Origin of the sequence: Gordonia sp. GONU (assembly GCF_024733855.1) — a bacterium.
GTDB lineage: Bacteria > Actinomycetota > Actinomycetes > Mycobacteriales > Mycobacteriaceae > Gordonia > Gordonia amicalis.
In genome coordinates, this window is sequence record NZ_JANRHB010000005.1 from 61,502 (window position 1) to 79,089 (window position 17,588).

A 17,588-nucleotide genomic window follows, 5' to 3' on the forward strand; every position below is an offset into this window, starting at 1 on the left:
ACCCGATCTACAGTGCAACCCATGGCCGCACCGGAGAGTCGGAAGTCGGAAGAAGGTCTGAGCCGGCTGATCGCGTTCGCGGACGCGGTGGTGGCAATCGCGCTGACGCTGCTGGTGCTCCCGTTGGTCGACATCGCGAATGACCTGCCGGAGGAGACCTCGATCGGCGAGGTGGTGTCGGATCACTCCCTCGAGCTGACGAGCTTCTTCATCAGCTTCGTGGTCATCTGGGTCCTCTGGCGCCAACACCATCAGACGATGGAGTACTTCCGCGCCTACGACCGGGTTCTGGTCAACCTCACCTTCGTCTGGCTGCTCACCATCGTGGTCCTGCCGTTCGCCACGGCGATGGTCGACGACAGCCGGGTGGAATGGGCGACCGTGCTCTACATCGGCGTACTCGCGATGTCGGTGGCCGCGCTCGTCGCGATCGGGCAGTGGGGGCATCGGCATCGGGATCTGCTCGTCGACGACGAGGCCACCGATCGCTGGACGAGGTCGTCGGGTGGCTGGGGAACCCTGCTGGCGCTCGCGGTCGCGTTGGCCATCGCCCTCGTGTACCCGAAGAGCGGGAACTGGCCGCTCCTGTTGCTCGTGCTCACCGACCCCATCGAGAGGTTGCTGTCGCGGGTGCGCAACCCCGACTGAGAGCCGTTACCGAAGGCCCGCTGCCGTTTCGGCGACCGCGGTGTGCGGGGCACCCAGCAGCTGTGACGACGCCTGGGCGCGCTTGAAGTACAGCTGGATGTCGTGCTCCCAGGTGATGCCGATGCCGCCGTGCAACTGGATGGCCTCGCCGGCGATTCGCCGGTAGGCGTCCGAGCAGTACACGTGAGCGGCGAGTGAGAGTTCCGCCGCGTCCGGATCCTCGACGGCGACCGCGGCCACCGCTGCACGTGAGATCGAGCGCGCGGTCTCGACGAGCACGTACATGTCGGCCATGCGGTGCTTGAGCGCCTGGAACGAGCCGATGGTGCGTCCGAACTGCTTGCGGGACTTGGTGTACTCGACGGTGAGGTCGAGCGCGCGCTGGGCGCCGCCGACCTGCTCGGCCGAGAGCAACGCCCAACCGAGCGTCCGCAGGCGGCCGGTCAGGTCCGACGGCGTCGGGATCACGGTGGACGCGACCTCGTCGAACCGCACCGAGGACAACGCGCGCGTCGGATCGAGAAGAGTCAACGGCGACACCGTGACACCGGCGGCATCAGCCGCGACGGAATGGAGGGTCACGTGCTCACCCGGTCCCGACGCCAGCACGAGGAGCGTGTCCGCGGATTCGGCATCGACGACGAAGTGCGCGGTGCCCGACAGCAATCCGGCGTCCGCGTGCACGCCCGGGGTGTTCCATCCGCGTTCACCGGCCCAGCACAACGCGGCCGTCTGCTCACCTGAGGCCAGTGCGGGAAGGAGGTGTGACGCGATGTCGTCGTCCTGCGCCAGCAGGATCGCGCCGGTCGCCAGCACCGACGACCCGAAGGCGGGCACCGGACTGAGCGCCGCACCGAGTTCCTCCAGCACGGCGGCCAGTTCGATCCACGACGCCCCGGCACCGCCGGCGTCCTCCGGTATGGGAAGCGCCGCCACGCCGATCTCGGTGCACAGCGTCTGCCACAGTCCGGCGTCGATGCGTTCGGCCGAGGCCATCGCGGTCCGGACCGACGCGGAGTCTCCCCGGCGACGGAGCAGATCACGGACGGCTTCGGCCAGCGCTTCGCGTTCCTCGGCCGAGATCGACAGGTCGGCGGTCACAGTGTCTCCAGGATGCGTCGACGATGGACGGCGGGCGAACCCCAGGCGGACAGGAGTGCTCGCGTCTTGGTGATGTACAGGGAGATGTCGTGTTCGGCGGTGTAACCGATCGCCCCGAGTACCTGAAGGGAGCGCCGGGCCGACAGGTGGGCGGCGTCGGCCGCCGCGACCTTCGCCGCCGACACATCCCGCGACACATTCGTCTCCTCGGGTACCTGACCGTCGATTCCCAGTGCCGCGGCATGAACCAGGGGACGGGCCATCTCGAGGGCGATGGCGACATCGGCCAGGTGGTGCTTCACCGCCTGGAAGGAGCCGATCGGCCGGCCGAACTGCTTGCGGGACTGTGCATACTCGCTCGCGAGGCCGAGCATCGCCTGGCCGAGACCGAGGAGTTCGGCTGCGGTGGCCAGTGCCCCCGCGTCGACGGCGTCGGACGGGTCGACCCCCGACCCCAGGGTCTTGTCCGGTGCGACCCGCGACAGCGTGCGGGTGCTGTCCACGGACGGCTCGGTGCTCAGCACGGTGGCGGTCGAGAGGACACCGTCGGAGACGACGTAGACGTCGGCGGACTCGACGTCGGGCGCGAGCGGTTGCAGCGGGGCGATGGCGCAGGTCGCCAGCCGGCCCTCGGCGAGACCGTTGAGCGGTCCGGTCACGTCCGCGTCACGCAGCAGGATCGGGAGGACGGCAACGCTTTCCACGATAGGACCGGGTGCGCAATGGCGTCCGAGCTGCTCCACCGCGACGACCATCTCGACGGCGCCGGCGCTGCTGCCCCCGTGCGATTCGTCGATGAGCAGGCCGCAGACCCCGGCGTCGGCGAGCTGTGAGTAGACCTTGGCGACGGCTGTTCGGTCACCGGCCGCCCAGGCGCGGGCGGCAGCGGGCATGTCGGCCTTGCCGAGCATGGCGTCGACGGTGGCGGCGAGATCCGTGTGGATGTCGGAGAGTTGGAAGTCCATGGGTATCAGCGATCTCCACGAGGAAGGCCGAGGAGTCGCTCGGCGATGACATTGCGTTGGATCTCGTTGGTGCCGGCATAGATCGGACCGGACAGGGAGAACAGGTAGCCGTCCATCCAGGCGTCGTCGAGCTCGGCGTCCGGTCCCTGCAGGTCGAGAGCGGTCTCGTGGGCGGCGATGTCCCACTGTGACCAGAACACCTTGTTGATCGAGGACTCCATGCCGAGTTGTCCGCCGGCGGCGAGACGGCTCACCGTCTGGTACGTCGACAACTCGTAGGCCCGGGAGCCGATCCAGGCATCGGCGACTCGCGAGTCGGTGTTGGCCGTCGAGGGGACCTCGTCCCGCTTCGACCGCCACAGCTCCACGAGCCGATCGGTGGTGGCGAGGAAGCGACCAGGAGCACGCAGCGAGAGTCCGCGTTCGTTGGCCGCGGTGCTCATGGCGACCCGCCAGCCGTTGTCGACCTCGCCGATGACACCGGACTCGCCGGGGTCGGCCGGATCGTCGGGCACGAAGACGTTCTCCAGGAACAGTTCCGCGAATCCGGCTTCGCCGTCGAGTTGCGCGATGGGGCGGACGGTGACGCCCTCGGCGCGCAGGTCGAACATGAAGTAGGTCAGGCCCTTGTGTCGCTGGGCTTCCTTGTCGGTGCGGAACAGTCCGAATGCCCGGTCGGCGAAGCTCGATCGTGAACTCCAGGTCTTCTGACCGTTCAGCAGCCAACCGCCGTCGGTGCGCACCGCCGTCGAACGGAGCGACGCGAGGTCGCTGCCGGCCTCCGGTTCGCTCCACGCCTGACCCCAGATGTCGTCACCGCGAGCCATCCTCGGCAGAATGCGGTCCAGCTGTGCCGGGCTCGCGTGTTCGAACAGCGTCGGTGCGAGCAGGAAGATGCCGTTCTGGCTGACCCGGCCCGGTGCACCCGACCGGTAGTACTCCTCTTCGAAGATCACCCAGTGGAGGAGCGGGGCGTCGCGCCCGCCGAATTCCTCGGGCCAGCTGACGACCGACATGCGGTCGGCTGCCATCGTGCGTTCCCATTCGCGGTGGGCTTCGAACCCCTCCGCGGTGTCCATGGACGGAAGCGGCTCGCGCGGAACGTGTTCGGTCAGCCAGGCGCGGACCTCGGACCGGAACTGCTGGGCCGTGTCGTCGAACAGAAGGTCCATGTCAGCTACTCGATCCCGACGCCGCGTTCGCTGTCGACCCCGCGGCCTTCATCGACTTGGCGTCCATCCCGCCCAGCGAATCGCCGCCCGACGCCTCGGCGTTGGCCGAGTGGGCGAAGTGGTGCCAGCCGAAGACCGAGTCCATCGAATTGCGCAGACCCATCTGGTCCTCGCAGATGTTGACGGCCTTCTTGCTGAGGAAGAGGCCCTGCATCGGCATCGCGACCGCCTTCTCGGCGATCTCGTTCACCTTGGACTCGAGCTGATCCCGTGGCGTGACGTGATTGACCATGCCCCAGTCGGCGGCCTGCGTGGCGGTGAAGCGCTCACCGGTGAACAGGATCTCCTTGGCACGGCGGGTGCCGAGGGCGTACGCGTGCGCGAAGTACTCGACGCCCGGGATGCCCATGCGCGCAACCGGGTCGGAGAAGAACGCGTCGTCGGAGGCGACGATGAAGTCACAGATCCAGGCCAGCATCAGGCCACCTGCGACGCACGCCCCGTGGACCTGCGCGATGAGCGGCTTGGGGATGTCACGCCAGCGGCGGCACATCCCCATGTACACCTCCATCTCGCGGGCGAGACGCTGATCGGCGCCGGTCTTGTCGGTGTGATCCCAGTGCAGGACGGCGGCGTTCTCGTAGTAGGTGTCGAAGTCGCGCTCGGGGGTGCCGATGTCGTGCCCGGCCGAGAAGTGTTTGCCGTTGGCACGCAGGACGATCACCTTCACGGCCGTGTCCTCGACGGCCTTGCGGAAGGCGGCGTCGAGCGAATACGTCATGACCGAGTTCTGTGCATTGCGGTACTCGGGACGATTCAGGGTCACGTACGCGACGGCACCTTCGGGACCGCCGACCTCATAGGCGACCGGAGTGGTGTCCGGGCCGAGGTCATCGGGTCCGAGTGCGGGCGGGATGGCGGCATCACTCATGTCCACGAGCGTAACCTAGCAAGTGCTTGGTTGGTAGTGGGGGAGGCCGCGTCGCATCCGAAGGATCAGGGAACGACGATGGTCCCGCGGCAACTGGTGGACGGCACGCTCCACAGGGCGTTGCTGTTGACCGCGCTGAACGTGACGTCGACCCGGCCCCGGCCGATCTGCGACACCGGGATGACGAAGTAGTGGACACCCTGATAGGGCGGGCGGACGCGGGTGTTGCTGAGCTTCGAACCACGCTTGCCGGTGGACTGGTTGTGCCAGTCCATCCGCAACGACGACTGGTAGCCGCCGGGGAAGTAGCTCGGGAAGTCGGCCGCGATGTAGGCGTTCCCGGCGTAGGTGTCGACGATGGCGCGGCGGACCATGAACGGGAGGTCGATGACGTTCGGGCTGGGCCCGATGCAGTTGGAGACCGGGAACTCACGGGACGCTGCGGCCTCGCCCGTGCCGGACAGTCCGAGGCCCGCGGCGGCGGCCAGCGCCAGGGCTGCCGTGGCCAGCCTGGTGAACGTCGTCGTCCGTGCCATGTTCGATCTCCTCGCGTGTCGGCGGCGGTCGGTCGTCGATCCGACTCCTGGCGATTGTCGCGAAGGGGGCGGATTTTCGTCACGTTCTGCGCGAATCGGGTTCGGTTGATGGGTGGAGTGCCCGAAACATCTAGATAACGAATATCTAGACGTAGACTAATCTGTGCTGTGCAGAAATCCGGCGCGCCAGGCCCCGGAGTGGTGGACGGAGGTCGAGTGGTATCCGATGACAGACCTGTGGGTGCGGCGATAGTCGGCACCGGTTGGGGCCTGCTCACTCACGCGCCGGCGATGCGGGACGCCGGGATCGACGTCCGCTGGCTGGTCGGCCGTGATCGGGAACGTACGGAGGAGCGGGCGGCAGCGGCCGGGGTGCACCGCGCCACCGTCGACCTCGACGAAGTGCTCGACGACCCCGCTGTGGACCTGGTCGTGGTGGCAACCCCTCCGGACACTCACGCCCCGCTCGTGATCCGGGCGGCCGAATCCGGACGGCACGTGATGTGCGAGAAGCCTTTTGCGCACTCGCTCGACGATGCGAAGCGGATGCGTGACGCCGTGCGTGCGGCCGGTGTGCTCGGCGTGGTCGGCCACGAGTTCCGTTTCCTCGGCGACCGGATCGCGACGCGCGAGGCCGTCGGATCGGGGCTGATCGGTGCACCGAAGCTGTTCACCCACACCCGGTTGAGCAGCACCCTCGCCGGGGTCGGCGCCACCGTCCCGGGGTGGTTCGGTGAGCGGGCCGCGTTCGGTGGTTGGTTCAACGCAGAGGTGCAACACCTCATCGACGAGATCCGCGGGCTGCTCGGGGAGTTGGCCTCTGTGACGGTTCTCGAGCAGCAGGTGACCGAACGGAACTGGGATGTCGGGGACACGTTCGCGGCGCAGTTCGTGACCTGTGCCGGGGCCGTCGGGACCATCCTCAGCTCCGTGGGGACCGCGGGTTCCGGCCTGAGCGTTCAGCGGATCAGCGGAACAAAGGGCTGCGTATGGACCGACCCGGACGGGTCGATCGTCGTCGATGACGGTTCGGGCCGGCAGGTCCTGGTCGCTGCGGCACCCCGCGCCGCTGCGACCACCGATCCCACGATCACCGATCTGGTGTCGACCAACACGCTGTCCCGTGCCCTCTCCGGTGCTTCGGGGATGCTCCGCGAACCGACGCGCACGATGTACGAGGCTGTGCGGCAGCGGATTCTGTCCGGTGGCAACGACCCTGCCGCGGCCGGGCCGGCGACGTTCGACGACGGGGTCGCCAACACGGCGGTGCACATGGCGATGCTCCGTTCGATGCGCTCCGGTGGGACCGAACGCATCGAGCCGGTCTGATCCCCGGACCGGCCGGCACCGCCGGCCGGTCGTCAGGCCGTGACAGAACTCGCCAGAGCGGTCATGGCGGCCGCGTCGACCAGCTTGACCCGCGGTCGTCCCGCGGCCTTGCCCGCCGCCCGTTCGGTCGCGTCGATGCGCTTCCATCCCTCCAGGTCGATCGGATGGCCCCCGCGGTCGGCGACAAGGGATTCGATGTCGTCGCGGAAAGCGGACGGTTCGGGCAGCTTTCCCTCGACCACGTCGTCGAGGAACGCCGACGCCGTCTCCTGGCCGCAGGCCCGGTTCCGTCCGATGCCGCCGGTGGCACCCCGCTTGATCCAGCCCGTGACGTACAGACCGGGGATGACCGCGCCGTCGGTGTCGGTGACTCGGCCGGCTTCGTTGGGGACCACCGAACGGTCCGGGTCGAACGGCAGACCGTCGACGGGGGCGCAGCGGTAGCCGATCGAGCGCAACACCAGCCCGGTGGCGAGTTCGGTGACCGTGTCGGTGGGCGTCACCGCCGTACCGTCCGCGGCGTACTGGTTCTTTCGGACTCGGATGCCGGAAACCCTTCCCTCGCCGACGATCTCGACGGGGTCGGCGAGGAAGCGGAACACGATCCGGCGACGGCCGGGGACCCGCGGACGTGCGGAGAACTCCTGCGCGAGACGGATCTTGGTGGCCACGGTGGAATCGAGCGTGCCGGCGGCGAGCTGCGCCTCGGTGGTCGCGTCGAGTACCAGTTCCTCCGGATCGATGACCACGTCGACACCGTCGATGGAGCCCAGCGCCAGGAACTCGCTGTTGGTGAACGCCGCGTGTGCGATACCACGTCGCGCCAGCACCACCACCTCGGTGATGGACGACGACCTCAGTTGCTCCAGTGCGTGATCGGCGATGTCGGTGGTGGCCAGCACCTCGGGTGCCGTGACCAGGATGCGGGCGACGTCGAGTGCGACATTGCCGTTGCCGATCACCACGGCGCGGTCGCCGGACAGGTCGTGGGTCGCGCCGGCGTGGTCGGGATGTCCGTTGTACCAGCCGACGAAGTCGGTTGCCGACGCTGATCCGGGGAGATCCTCACCCGCGATCGAGAGCCGACGATCGTGCGCGGCTCCGACCGCATAGATCACCCCGTGATAGCGCGCGGCGAGTTCCTCGTGCCGGATGTGTTGCCCCACGGTCACGTTGAGCAGGTAACGGAAGTTCTTCTTGGCCGCGACGCGGTCGAAGTTCTTCTCGACACCTTTGGTCAGCGCATGATCGGGTGCGACCCCCGCACGCACGAGGCCGTGGGGTGTGGGCAGGCGATCGAACATGTCGACGGAGATCCGCGCCGTGCGGACGAGCTGTTCGGCGGCATACAGGCCCGCGGGTCCGGCGCCGACGATCGCCACGTGCAGGTCACCCGGGGGCAGCTTCGGTTGCCGTGGGCTGTCGACCAGCCCTCCCTCGACGTCGTGATCGCGGTAATAGTCCGCGTTGATCCGCAGGTAGGGCTCGTCGGCGGGCTGTAGGGATTCCTCCGGCAGGATCGCGTCCACCGGGCATTCGTCGACGCAGGCACCACAGTCGATGCAGGTGTCCGGATCGATGTACAGGGATTCTGCGGTGAAGAAGTCCGGATCGGCGGGCGTCGGATGGATGCAGTTGACCGGGCACACGCTCACGCACGATGCGTCGTTGCAGCAGGGTCTGGTGATCACGTGGGGCATCTGGAGGCTCGTTTCTAGGCGTCGCCGACGGACTGTCGCATCGCGGTCAGAGCGGCGCGGAGCTGTTCGACGTCTTGATCGGTGCCGCCGTGCATGCCGAACTCGTCGGCGGTGAGAGCACTGGTGACCGCGCGCGCGGCGTCGCGTCCCTTGTCGGTGATGGTCACGCAGGTGGCGCGGCGGTCGGTCGGGTGGGGGCTCCGCTCCAGCAGGTCCCTGGACTCGAGGCGGTCGGTGGCGAGGGTCGCGGTGGTCGCGTGGACCAGGAGGTTGCGTGCGAGCGCGGAGATCAGGCGGGTGCCGGTCTCGGACAGGAGAAGTGTCATGAGCAGGAGGTAGTCCGTCATGTTGAGGCCATGTGCCTTCAGCTTCACGTCCACCGCATCGGCGACGATCCGTTGGTAACGCAACAGCGACGTCAGGGTCAGGAAACGCCTCTCATCGCCGTCGAGGGCCTGCTGATCCCAGAAATGGGCAGCCCAATCGACCGGGTCGGAGATGACGTCGGGGGTTCTGTCGTCGATCGACATGGAGCCTCCTCGGCGATCGGGGTGACGCGCGGGACCTGCCGTGAGGCAGGAGGAGCGCGGGGATGGACCACGGAACTTCTCTAGTTATAAATAATAGAGACGTAGTGTACATCACGATCGGGCCGAATCGGGTCGTGAGATTCAGTGGAGATGCGCCGAAATCCCACGTGCCGCGTCACGGGTGGCCTCGGCCAGTTTGCGTAGATCGTCGGCGCGAAGCGCGGTGTTGGGGCAGGTCACGATCGCCGCGGTGACGTGATCGGCGGCGTCGAAGACGGGTGCGCCGACGGTGACCACGGGCACCTCGGCGCCGGCGGCGGCGAACGCGTCCAGTTCGTCGGGGAGATAATCGATGACCGACAGTTCGGTCAGCAGGTCGTCGACCCGGGCCCGCAGGCTGTCGGAGACGGTGTCCAGCGAGCCGAGCGCATCGATGATCGCCCCGTGGTCGGCGGTCATCCGTTCGATCGAGTACCCGCGTTCGGCCACGGCGTCGAGGGCAAGCCGGAGGCGGGTGCGGCTCGACTCGGGCGCGCGCGCGATCCAGGCCGCCTGCGCCTGCGCGGAATCCCAGGCGATGAACTCCCGGCTGATGGGTGGGCGCAGGCGGATGCGGGCGCCGTCGCGCAACCACGGATGCAGTCCGGCGTCGGGCGTGAGATGCGGCGGAAAGGCGTGCGCGGCGAGGGTCACGACGTCGGGTGCGGTGCGGCGCGCGAGGAAGCACGGGACATCGAACCGTGCGCACAGCTCCCGCACCGTGAGCGTGGCCCACCGCAAGAGATGGTCGGCGCCGCCCAGGTTGCGGGCGAGCATGGCGAAGGCCGGGCCGATGGCGAAGGTGCCGGCCGCTTGATCCCGGATAAGCCAGCCGTGTTCGACGAGTTCGGAGACGATGGCGTGGGCGGTCGCGCGCGACAATGAGGTGCGGCGCACGATCTCGGCGAGGGTGAGGGCGGGCTGGTTCGCCTCCGCGAGCAGTTCGACGATCGCCACCACGCGTGCGGTCGGTGGCGACCCGGCGCGTGCCGGTTGACGCGCCTCGGAGAAGTCGCCTACCGTCGATGTCACATTATCAACACTTAGTGTCGAATATTCGACATGTCAAGGGGGTTGCGCACTGTGGCGAGCACGACCGACACGCCCGACCGGATGGAACGTCACGGGTACGAGTTGTCCCACCTGGCCGCGTTGGAGGCCGAGGCGGTCCACATCATCCGGGAGGTTGCGGCCACCTTCGAGCGCCCGGTCCTGCTGTTCTCGGGCGGCAAGGACTCGGTGGTGATGTTCCACCTCGCACGCAAGGCGTTCTGGCCGGCGCCGGTCCCGTTCCCGCTCATGCATGTCGACACCGGACACAACTTCGACGAGGTGATCCGGTTCCGTGATCGCGTGGTCGCCGAGACCGGCGTCCGGCTGATCGTCAGCTCCGTGCAGGACGACATCGACGCCGGACGTGTCGTCGAGCAGACCGGGCCGGGTGCGAGCCGGAACCGCCTGCAGACCACGGCGCTGCTGCGCGGGATCACCGAGAACCGCTTCGACGCCGTGTTCGGCGGAGCCCGGCGCGACGAGGAGAAGGCCCGCGCGAAGGAACGGGTCTTCAGCTTCCGAGACGAGTTCGGCGCGTGGAACCCGCGCGATCAACGCCCCGAACTATGGCGCCTGTACAACGGTCGTCATTCGAAAGGCGAACACATCCGGGTGTTCCCGCTGTCGAACTGGACCGAGCTGGACATCTGGCAGTACATCGCCGAAGAGAACATCGACCTGCCGTCGATCTACTACGCCCACCGGCGGGAGGTGATCCCCCGGGACGGCATGCTGCTGGCGAGAACACGCTTCCTGCAAGAACTTCCGGGGGAGGAGGTGCGGACCGAGACCGTGCGGTTCCGCACCGTCGGCGACGCCACCTGCACCGGTTGCGTCCTGTCGACGGCCGACGACGTCGGCAAGGTGATCGAGGAGATCGAGGTGACCCGGCTGACCGAGCGCGGGGCCACGCGCGCCGACGACCGGATCTCCGAGTCGGGCATGGAGGATCGCAAGAAGGAGGGCTACTTCTGATGCACGGGGTCGATGCCGGCAGGGGTGTTCCGGACGTCCGGGGCGCCACCGAGATGTTGCGGCTCGCCACCGCGGGATCGGTCGACGACGGGAAGTCGACGCTGATCGGCCGGCTGCTTTACGACTCGAAGGCGATCTTCACCGATCAGCTCGAATCTATCGAGCGGACCAGTGCGGAACGGGGTGACGAATACGCCGACCTCGCCCTCTTGACCGACGGACTGCGCGCCGAACGGGAACAGGGCATCACGATCGATGTCGCATACCGGTATTTCGCCACGCCCAAGCGGAAATTCATCATCGCCGACACCCCGGGTCACGTTCAGTACACGCGAAACATGGTGACCGGCGCGTCGACGGCCGACCTCGCGCTGATCCTCGTCGATGCGCGTAAGGGAGTGCTGGAACAGACTCGGCGGCATGCGTTTCTCTCCTCGTTGCTCGGGATCCCGCACCTGACGGTCTGCGTCAACAAGATGGACCTCGTGGACTGGTCTCAGGAACGGTTCGACGAGATCTGTGCGGATTTCGCGGATTTCGCGACCAAGCTCAACGTCGTGGACCTGACCTTCATCCCGATGTCGGCGTTGCGCGGCGACAACGTCGTCGAGCAGTCGGCGGAGATGCCGTGGTACGGGGGCAGGCCGTTGCTCGACCATCTCGAACATGTCTACATCGCGTCGGACCGCAATCTCATCGACGCGCGACTGCCGGTGCAGTACGTGATCCGTCCGCAACGCAGCGACGGTGCCGACCATCGTGCCTATGCGGGCACGGTGGCGGGCGGCGTCTTCGCCAAGGGCGACGAGGTCGTGGTCCTGCCGAGCGGTTTCAGCACGACGATCACCGAGATCTGGGGTCCCGGCGGAGCCGCCGTCGACGAGGCGTTCTCGTCGATGGCGGTGTCGGTGGAACTTGCCGACGAGATCGACATCGTGCGTGGCGACATGCTGGCCCGGCCCAACAACCGGCCGTACGTCGGGCGCGAGATCGATGCGATGGTCTGCTGGTTCGACGACGACACCGAGCTCCGCGGACACAGCCGTTATCAGCTCCTGTGTGGAACGCGGCTGACCCGCGCGCAGATCACCGGGCTCAACTACCGGCTGGACGTCAACTCGCTGCATCGCGACGAGGACGCCGAGGTCCTGTCGCTCAACGAGATCGGGCGGGTGACCCTGCACACCCAGGAGCCGGTCATGTTCGACTCCTATCGCCGCAACCGTGACACCGGGAGTTTCATCCTCATCGACGAGGTCACCAACCGAACCGTCGGCGCGGGCATGATCACCGCGCCGGTCAGCCACGACAGCCACGTCGTGTGGCAGGCCGGCAAGGTCGCCCGCGAGCACCGGGCGCATCGCGGCGCCACCATCTGGCTGACCGGGCTGTCGGGGTCGGGGAAGTCGTCCCTCGCCGTCGAACTCGAGCGACGATTCGTCGCCGAGGGCCGACCCGCCTACCTGATGGACGGGGACAACCTGCGCCACGGACTCAACTCCGATCTCGGTTTCTCCGATGACGACCGGCGCGAGAACATCCGCCGGACGAGTGAGGTGGCGGCCCTGTTCGCCGATTCGGGTGCGGTTGCGATCGTCTCGCTGATCAGCCCCTTCGCCGAGGAACGGCAGCGCGCACGGGAGATCCACGCACAGCGACGCCTGCCGTTCTACGAGATCTTCGTCGACACCCCGCTCGAGGAATGTGAGCGTCGGGACCCGAAGGGGCTGTACGGCAAGGCCCGTAGGGGTGAGATCAGTCAGTTCACCGGCATCGACTCGCCCTACGAACGGCCGACGCATGCCGAACTCGTCATCACCCCCGACGACGGCGCGCCTGCCGACGTCGCCGAGATGGTCCTCCGTAACCTGGGACTGTGACGCCCCGGTTCGCCCGCGATGCCGGTGGGTATGTCATGACCGGACACCGGGGCGCCGGTGTACCAGCCCAACCGCCAGAGAGGGACACAGCGTGACCGACGATCGAGCACTCGCAGGCGAACTGGCCACCGCGGCAGGTGAACTCCTGTTGGACATCCGCCGGACCAGTGGGCTGACCGGCAAGGAACTGGGCCGGGCCGGAGATGCGCGGTCCAACGAGTTCCTCCTGCGACGCCTCGCGGAGGCCCGGCCGGACGACGCGGTGCTGTCGGAGGAATCGGCCGACGACAAGTCCCGGTTGCACGCCGACCGGGTCTGGATAGTCGATCCGGTCGACGGCACGCGTGAGTACGGGACGTACGAGCCGGGCGCCGGCCGCGCGGACTGGGCCGTGCACGTGGCGCTGTGGTCGGCCACCGGCGGATTGATCGCCGGGGCCGTGGCGCTCCCGGCTCTGGGGGTCACCTACCTCGACGACGAGACCGTGGTCGAACCGACGTCGGGACTGGCGTCGCGACCACGCAGCGACGTGCCCCGCGTCGTGGTGAGCAGTTCACGGCCGCCGGCTTTCGCCGACGAGGTCGCGGCGGCGGTCGCGGGGGAGGTGCTTCCGATGGGATCGGCGGGAGCGAAGGCGATGGCGGTGGTCCGCGGTGAGGCCGACGCCTACGTGCACGCGGGCGGCCAGCACGAGTGGGATTCCGCGGCGCCGGTGGCCGTCGCCCGGGCGAAGGGGCTGTGGTGCGGACGCATCGACGGTTCGGCGCTCGTCTACAACAACGACGACACGTATCTGCCCGACCTGGTGATCTGCCGTCCCGAGTTCACCGAGGCGATCCTCACCGTCACGACCGAGGGGGCGGGCGGCTGATCGCCGGCGTGTGATCGGGAAGTGATCACGAGTCCCCCCGGGTTCGTGGAGTGACATCGGCAACGGCTAAGGGACACAATCGCCCCTAAAATTCCGTTTATCTATAGACAAACAGTCCATTGCGAGAGTAAAACTGTTGTGTCAGCGATCACAGTCACCTTCGCGAGAGTGTCACATCTCAGCGAGGGAGCTGCCTTCCCCGGGGGAAGCCGATCACAGGCGTCACACTGTGCGAAGCCGTGAAGGAGCAGTCGTGCCCACACCCGTCACCGATCCCATCAAGGGCTCCTCGGAGCCCGGTCGTTACTGGACGAGTACCAATCTCGGCGAGGCCTGCCCAGAGGTCATGTCACCGATGTGCTGGAGCCTGTGGGGCCCGGCGACCGAGCAGGGGCTGTTGTATCCGATGTACTCGTTCGGAGTGATCCCACGGAGCAAGCTCGTGGTGTCCGACGATCCGAATGAGCTGGGCGTCAGTTGCTTCTACGGGCGTCAGGCGTTGAACGTGGACGTCATCAAGAAGACGATGGCGGCGGTGCCGGGACTCAGTGCCGACGACTTCGAGCGAGATCTCATGGGTTCGGTGCGACCCGACGCGCCGAAGTTCTCCGGCAGTCCGGGCCGGGTCCCGGTGATCGCCGCGAAGGCGCCGGTCGCGCTCATGCGGACGCGGAAGCGTCTGGAACGTCTCTACGAGGAGATGTACGCCGACTGGCTGGCGACGGTCGTCGACGGCGAGCCGAGCCAGACCCCGATCGAGCGTCTGGTGCAGACCCGTACCGACTTCGAACGGGTCTTCAGCGTGCATTGCGTGTGGCGCTTCATCTTCCAGGGAGCCCAGAGTGCGGTGACCGGGGCGGCCGAGAAGCTCGGCGAACCGGGGCTCGTCGACCAGTTGCTCTCCGGCGTAGGCGATCTCAACGAAGCCAAGATGGCCGATGACCTGTGGCGGCTCGGGCGCGGCGAGATCGGCGAGGCGGAGTTCTTGTCCTCATGGGGATACCACGGCCCCAACGAGGGCAATCTGTTCGCCACGGTGTGGCGCGAGGACCCTCGAGCGGTGCGATCACTCGCCGCGTCACTCGCTCAGCGCGCCGAACGGCCGGCCGCGCGAGCGTCGGCCACGCAGCAGGTCGGGTCCGCGGCCGAGGCGCGGCTGCTCGCGGCGACCCCGGCTCTGCAGCGACCCGTCACGCGGTGGCTCGTCCGCAAGATGCGTGACGTCATCCGATCACTGCAGGTCGGAAAGGCCGCCTACCTCATCGCGATCGACCGCGCCCGCGCCGCCGCCCGGACCTTCGGCCGCCAGCAGGTCGACCTCGGCGCGCTCCGGGAGGTCGACGACGTCTTCTTCCTCACGGTCGAGGAATGTGAGGATCTCGCCGCGGGCCGCCTGGCCGACGCCCAGCGGATCGTCGACACCCGTCGAGCCACGCGTGAGGACTACAAGGCGATGGTCCTTCCGGTCGCGTTCTACGGCATGCCCGAGCCGGAGCGGATCGACGACAACGCCGATGACGGTGGCGCGGTTGAGCTCTCGGGTGCTGCCAGTGGCGGTGGGGTCGTCGAGGGCCGCGCTCGGGTCCTGTCGGACCCGTCCGAGGACATCGAGCTCGACGACGGCGACATCCTCGTGTGCCGCTTCACCGATCCGAGCTGGGCGCCACTGATGGCGATGGCCGAGGCCCTGGTCATCGACATCGGGGGATCGGCCAGTCACGGCGCGGTCGTCGCCCGCGAGCTCGGGGTTCCCTACGTGATCGGAACCGAGAGCGGAACCCGGAGAATCGGCGAGGGCGACCGGATCCTGGTCGATGGTGAACGCAATCTGGTCAAGGTCACCGAGCGTGCTCGCGATGGCAAGGCGGTCGCCGCCGGCTGACCGGAGAACCCGCCCCACGCCGGGGCATCACGCCCGTCCGCGAGGCAGACGCACACGCCGAAGCCGCTCGTCATACATCACGATTCTCATCCAGCCGTGCTCGAACAGTCCCAGCGCACGGCCAGTTGTCGATGCCCATTTCCGGAAAGGTGACCATGACAGCCACGACCGCCCTGAGGTCGGTTGCCCCGGTGAGCCCGGCGCTGCCGGTCGACTCGCCGACGCACGAGAACAAGCGCGCCGGACGGCGGCGTCGCGTGCGAAACCCGTTGACGCCCATCGTGAAATACCTACGGCGGGCACCACGTGAAAGCCTCGCGACGCTGGGGCGGACCGCACTGCTCGCCGCCGCCATCGGAAAATGCATCGTCTCCGGGCTGCTCCGGCTCGATCTGCAGTGGCCCGAACTCGTCGACCAGATGTGGCGGCTGCTGAAGGTCACCGCCCTCCCCGCACTGCTGATGGCGGTTCCCATCGGCGCGGAGATCTCGGTTCAGGTCGGCGGCATCATGAACCAGGTCGGGGCGAATTCGCTGGCCGGCGCCGCATCCGGGCTCGGCGTGGTCGGCCAGGGTGCGCCGATGGCAACCGGACTGCTGATGGCCGGTGCGGCCGCGTCGGCCATCGCGTCCGACCTCGGCGCGCGATCGATCCGCGAGGAGATCGAAGCCATGCGTGTCATGGGCGTCGACCCGGTCGAGCGCCTGATCGTCCCGCGTTTCCTCGCGATGATCTTCATCGCGCCGCTGCTCTGCATCGTGATCATCGCGGCGGGTGTCGGTGCGGGCCTGGCGATCTCGGCCAACATCAACGACGTCGTCCCGGGTAGCTTCTGGATGTCCTTCGGCGCCTTCGCAACTCCGACGGACCTGATGTTCTCGGTCTTCAAGGCGCTGACCTTCGCGGCCATCGTGGTGCTCATCGCCAGCCTCCGTGGACTCGAGGCCAAAGGCGGGCCCCGAGGCGTCGCCAACGCGGTCAACGCCTCGGTGGTCCTGAGCGTGTTCTGCATCTTCGTGTCGAATCTGCTGATCAGTCAGCTGCAGACGATGTTCTTCCCGGCGGCGCTGGCATGACGAACACACCGGCCCGGTACCGGGCGATTCCCGCGGTCATCAACCGACCGGTCGACGCCGTTTCCCGCACAGTGACCTCCGTCTTCGCCGAGGTCGGACAGATCGCGATCTTCGGGGGAAAGACGATCGCTCTGCTGCCCACCACCATTCGGCACTATCGCAAGCAGACCCTGCAGACCATGAACAACATGGCATGGGGCAACGGATCGCTCATCGTCGACGGTGGTGTCCTGAGCCTGATGTTCTTCCTGGGCATCGCCGTCGGCGCGGTGGTCGCGATCCAGGCCTTCATGGCGCTCGATCTTCTCGGATTCGGGCCCCTCACCGGGATCATCGGATCGTTCGGCAACGTCCGGGTGATCGCACCCATCGTCACCGGCATCGGTTTCGCCGCCCAGGCGGGATGCCGGATGACCGCCGAAATCGGATCGATGCGCATCTCCGAGGAGATCGACGCCACCGAATCGATGGGCCTGCGGGCGATTCCGTTCGTCGTCGGCACACGACTGATCGGCAGCATGCTCATCGTGATCCCCGGATATCTGATGGCCCTGGTGATCAGCTTCTTCACCGGCGGACTCATCGTGAAGGTGTTCTACAAGCAGCCGCCCGGCACGTATGACCACTACTTCGCGCAGTTCCTGGATTATCCGGACCTCGCGGCGTCACTGGTGAAGGCGCTCCTGTTCTGCGCCGTGGTGACGGTGATCCACTGCTACTACGGCTATTTCGCCGCGGGTGGCCCGGCCGGCGTCGGCTCGGCGTCGGGACGGGCGATCCGGGCGAGTCTGGTGGCCATCGTCGTACTGAATTTCCTGATGACCGTGGTGATCTGGGGTCTCAGTCCGGAACTGGTCTTCAAGGGGTGAGTGCGTTGGGATCGAGGACCTACAGCCAGGA

16 protein-coding genes are annotated in these 17,588 nt (G+C 67.5%); 8 read left to right on the forward strand and 8 right to left on the reverse strand.

The features are described from left to right. The first annotated feature begins 21 nt into the window (after positions 1-21). Entirely contained in the window at positions 22-648 is a 627-nt protein-coding gene (locus NWF34_RS06875) for a TMEM175 family protein (RefSeq protein WP_258324483.1), read from the forward strand. 6 nt (positions 649-654) lie between these two features. Here NWF34_RS06875 and NWF34_RS06880 read toward each other — a convergent pair whose 3' ends face one another. From NWF34_RS06880 to NWF34_RS06900, 5 genes are all read right to left on the reverse strand, one after another. Then, complete coding sequence (locus tag NWF34_RS06880; protein WP_258324484.1) at positions 655-1,749, reverse strand: acyl-CoA dehydrogenase family protein; 1,095 nt, start codon at positions 1,747-1,749, stop codon at positions 655-657. Further along, on the reverse strand, positions 1,746-2,714 hold the full coding sequence (locus tag NWF34_RS06885) for an acyl-CoA dehydrogenase family protein (protein ID WP_258324485.1): 969 nt from the start codon (positions 2,712-2,714) through the stop codon (positions 1,746-1,748). The genes NWF34_RS06880 and NWF34_RS06885 overlap by 4 nt, the downstream gene beginning before the upstream one ends. A gap of 5 nt (positions 2,715-2,719) precedes the next feature. Then, a complete protein-coding gene (locus NWF34_RS06890; protein ID WP_258324486.1) occupies positions 2,720-3,886 on the reverse strand; it encodes an acyl-CoA dehydrogenase family protein in 1,167 nt (388 codons plus the stop codon). Between the two features lies 1 nt (position 3,887). Continuing rightward, complete coding sequence (locus NWF34_RS06895) at positions 3,888-4,817, reverse strand: enoyl-CoA hydratase (RefSeq protein WP_258324487.1); 930 nt, start codon at positions 4,815-4,817, stop codon at positions 3,888-3,890. Positions 4,818-4,882: 65 nt separating this feature from the next. Further along, on the reverse strand, positions 4,883-5,353 hold the full coding sequence (locus NWF34_RS06900) for a hypothetical protein (RefSeq protein ID WP_258324488.1): 471 nt from the start codon (positions 5,351-5,353) through the stop codon (positions 4,883-4,885). Between the two features lie 237 nt (positions 5,354-5,590). Here NWF34_RS06900 and NWF34_RS06905 point away from each other — a divergent pair, with 237 nt between their 5' ends. Continuing rightward, positions 5,591-6,682 carry a Gfo/Idh/MocA family protein gene (locus tag NWF34_RS06905; protein ID WP_258324489.1) on the forward strand — a complete coding sequence of 364 codons (1,092 nt, stop codon included), beginning with the start codon at positions 5,591-5,593 and terminating at the stop codon, positions 6,680-6,682. 32 nt (positions 6,683-6,714) lie between these two features. Here the strand turns inward: NWF34_RS06905 and NWF34_RS06910 are convergent, their stop codons facing one another. The 3 genes from NWF34_RS06910 to NWF34_RS06920 all read right to left on the reverse strand — a co-directional run bounded on the left by NWF34_RS06910 (position 6,715) and on the right by NWF34_RS06920 (position 9,983). Further along, on the reverse strand, positions 6,715-8,382 hold the full coding sequence (locus NWF34_RS06910; protein WP_258324490.1) for an FAD-dependent oxidoreductase: 1,668 nt from the start codon (positions 8,380-8,382) through the stop codon (positions 6,715-6,717). A 14-nt stretch (positions 8,383-8,396) separates the two neighbouring features. Beyond that, positions 8,397-8,912, reverse strand: coding sequence for a MarR family winged helix-turn-helix transcriptional regulator (locus NWF34_RS06915; RefSeq protein ID WP_024500113.1), 516 nt, complete (start codon positions 8,910-8,912; stop codon positions 8,397-8,399). A 141-nt stretch (positions 8,913-9,053) separates the two neighbouring features. Then, on the reverse strand, positions 9,054-9,983 hold the full coding sequence (locus NWF34_RS06920) for an IclR family transcriptional regulator (RefSeq protein WP_258324491.1): 930 nt from the start codon (positions 9,981-9,983) through the stop codon (positions 9,054-9,056). A gap of 81 nt (positions 9,984-10,064) precedes the next feature. On the opposite strand from NWF34_RS06920, the gene cysD reads away from it, so the two are divergent. The 6 genes from cysD (at position 10,065) to NWF34_RS06950 (ending at position 17,557) form a co-directional block, all read left to right on the forward strand. Next, complete coding sequence (cysD, locus tag NWF34_RS06925; RefSeq protein ID WP_152528563.1) at positions 10,065-10,979, forward strand: sulfate adenylyltransferase subunit CysD; 915 nt, start codon at positions 10,065-10,067, stop codon at positions 10,977-10,979. Then, positions 10,979-12,859 (forward strand): adenylyl-sulfate kinase, encoded by a 1,881-nt coding sequence (gene cysC / locus NWF34_RS06930; protein WP_258324492.1) that lies wholly within the window; start codon positions 10,979-10,981, stop codon positions 12,857-12,859. The genes cysD and cysC overlap by 1 nt, the downstream gene beginning before the upstream one ends. 91 nt (positions 12,860-12,950) lie before the next feature. Then, positions 12,951-13,730: a 3'(2'),5'-bisphosphate nucleotidase CysQ gene (locus NWF34_RS06935; protein ID WP_258324493.1), complete on the forward strand. Its 780-nt coding sequence runs from the start codon at positions 12,951-12,953 to the stop codon at positions 13,728-13,730. A gap of 253 nt (positions 13,731-13,983) precedes the next feature. Then, entirely contained in the window at positions 13,984-15,612 is a 1,629-nt protein-coding gene (locus tag NWF34_RS06940) for a PEP-utilizing enzyme (protein ID WP_024500109.1), read from the forward strand. Positions 15,613-15,767: 155 nt separating this feature from the next. After that, positions 15,768-16,688, forward strand: coding sequence for an ABC transporter permease (locus NWF34_RS06945; RefSeq protein ID WP_258324494.1), 921 nt, complete (start codon positions 15,768-15,770; stop codon positions 16,686-16,688). After that, positions 16,685-17,557, forward strand: a complete 873-nt coding sequence (locus tag NWF34_RS06950) for an ABC transporter permease (protein WP_024500107.1) — start codon at positions 16,685-16,687, stop codon at positions 17,555-17,557. Before NWF34_RS06945 ends, NWF34_RS06950 begins: the two co-directional genes overlap by 4 nt. Positions 17,558-17,588 lie beyond the last annotated feature (31 nt).

Excerpts from the sequence above, each read along its gene's own strand:
- NWF34_RS06885 (WP_258324485.1), bottom strand. The coding sequence starts at position 2,714 with ATGGACTTCCAACTCTCCGACATCCACACGGATCTCGCCGCCACCGTC.
- NWF34_RS06875 (WP_258324483.1), top strand. The coding sequence starts at position 22 with ATGGCCGCACCGGAGAGTCGGAAGTCGGAAGAAGGTCTGAGCCGGCTG.
- NWF34_RS06890 (WP_258324486.1), bottom strand. The coding sequence starts at position 3,886 with ATGGACCTTCTGTTCGACGACACGGCCCAGCAGTTCCGGTCCGAGGTC.
- NWF34_RS06900 (WP_258324488.1), bottom strand. The coding sequence starts at position 5,353 with ATGGCACGGACGACGACGTTCACCAGGCTGGCCACGGCAGCCCTGGCG.
- NWF34_RS06895 (WP_258324487.1), bottom strand. The coding sequence starts at position 4,817 with ATGAGTGATGCCGCCATCCCGCCCGCACTCGGACCCGATGACCTCGGC.
- cysD (WP_152528563.1), top strand. The coding sequence starts at position 10,065 with ATGGAACGTCACGGGTACGAGTTGTCCCACCTGGCCGCGTTGGAGGCC.
- cysC (WP_258324492.1), top strand. The coding sequence starts at position 10,979 with ATGCACGGGGTCGATGCCGGCAGGGGTGTTCCGGACGTCCGGGGCGCC.
- NWF34_RS06945 (WP_258324494.1), top strand. The coding sequence starts at position 15,768 with ATGACAGCCACGACCGCCCTGAGGTCGGTTGCCCCGGTGAGCCCGGCG.
- NWF34_RS06915 (WP_024500113.1), bottom strand. The coding sequence starts at position 8,912 with ATGTCGATCGACGACAGAACCCCCGACGTCATCTCCGACCCGGTCGAT.
- NWF34_RS06950 (WP_024500107.1), top strand. The coding sequence starts at position 16,685 with ATGACGAACACACCGGCCCGGTACCGGGCGATTCCCGCGGTCATCAAC.
- NWF34_RS06910 (WP_258324490.1), bottom strand. The coding sequence starts at position 8,382 with ATGCCCCACGTGATCACCAGACCCTGCTGCAACGACGCATCGTGCGTG.